At 56.0% G+C, this 1,531-nt stretch carries 1 protein-coding gene and 1 tRNA gene; one reads left to right on the top strand and one right to left on the bottom strand.

Translation table 11 applies throughout. The features are described from left to right. The first annotated feature begins 49 nt into the window (after window positions 1-49). Window positions 50-126, top strand: a tRNA-Pro gene (locus FT726_RS27220). A gap of 608 nt (window positions 127-734) precedes the next feature. On the opposite strand, the gene FT726_RS27215 is transcribed toward FT726_RS27220, so the two are convergent. Next, window positions 735-1,531: tetratricopeptide repeat protein (locus FT726_RS27215; protein ID WP_346303843.1), on the bottom strand; the 797-nt coding region annotated here is incomplete at its 5' end.

Raw genomic sequence — 1,531 nt, 5'->3', positions numbered from 1 at the left:
TCTCTTCGCACCAGGCAAAACAAGTAAGCAGTAACAGGCAGTACAAAATCGGCGAGTAGCGCAGCTTGGTAGCGCAACTGGTTTGGGACCAGTGGGTCGGAGGTTCGAATCCTCTCTCGCCGACCATATTCGAAAAGCCCGCTTTGCAAAAAGCGGGCTTTTTTCGTCTGTAGCAAAAGAGGATGAGAACCTCCGAAGGAGGTTTGCGCCGGGCGTAGCGATTGTCGCTATTACACGACACCTAACCTGCTGATTTTCAACAGCCTTACCTTTCCTTGCACAGCCTGTCGCTCAGCGGAGACAGCTTTAAACCGGTCTGTCGCGTTTTCGCGACATCGTAACCGCTGTTAGCAGGCAGGGATTATCTAACTGACTGATATAAAATAACTTCCCGTGATTCATGCCATTCTGGCACGCTTTGTGCAATAATCTCAGCGTAGATGCTCATTCCACCTCTTATGTTTGCCAATGCAACATAAACCTGGGAATGATGCAGAGCCCCTTACGGTATCCGTTGTCCAGCTGGCAGTAACGTGCACGCGCTACTGCAGTAAGAAGGACATTACGTTGAGTCGGATACCATCAGTTGTCTTACCGACCTGATCTTACACCTGCTTCTGGCAGGTGTTTTTTTTATCTGCCGTTTACGGATTGATGCCGCATTCCCTGCACGCTCTTTCAGGCAAAAAAAAGCCGGGACTGGCCCGGCGTGCACAAAAACAACAACAGTAAAATCAGGCGCCAGGATTGTTCTTCAGCGTCAGTAACAGACCTTCGCGACGCATTTTAGCCGCGTCTTCCGGGCGATGCAGGCGATCGTAAACGTCCGCCAGCCAGGCGTAGTCAAAGCCATCCGGACGCTGTGCCAGCGCCTGCTGGAAGGCTTCTGCGGCCTGCTGCCATTCACCGTGGCGCATCAGCAGCTGGCCGAGCGTGCTGTGCAACAGCGGCGTGGCGCCGTGCTGCTTGATCTGCTGACGCAGCGCTTTCTCCAGCGCCTGCGGGTCACCGCTTTTGATACGCGGCATCAGCAGCACCAGCCGATCGTCATACTGACGCTTCAGCCCTTCCAGCACGATGCTTTGCGCGGTGTCCGGATCGTCGCACTCGATCAAATGCTCAGCCATCGCCACCTGCAGGGCAGTCTCCTGGCGGGTTTTACGACTCTGGTTCTGCCACCATTTTTTCAGGCCTTCGCTGCCCTGATCGGCCATAGCCTGATTCATCAGACCCAGCCACGCCTGCTGCTGCAGCGCGTTACGCTGGTTCTCATCGTTAATCTGCGCCTTCTGCATGGAGGGCAGGATATCCAGCAATGCGCCCCAGGCGCCGGTGCGGATATAAGCCTGCTCGGCCAGACGCAGCACTTCCGGATGGCGCGGCGCCACTTCCAGCAGGCGATCGATACCGTGACGTGCGGCGTGATCTTCGTTACGCGCCAGCTGCAGGCGCACGCGGGTGATCTCAACCGGAATGGTATCGTTCTCGGAGAGCTCAGAGGCGCGCTCCAGATGCTGGTTAGCACGGATTT

This window comes from Pantoea sp. Morm (genome assembly GCF_016643525.1).
Lineage (GTDB): Bacteria > Pseudomonadota > Gammaproteobacteria > Enterobacterales > Enterobacteriaceae > Pantoea > Pantoea dispersa.
This window is presented reverse-complemented; position numbering and strand designations above follow the sequence as displayed.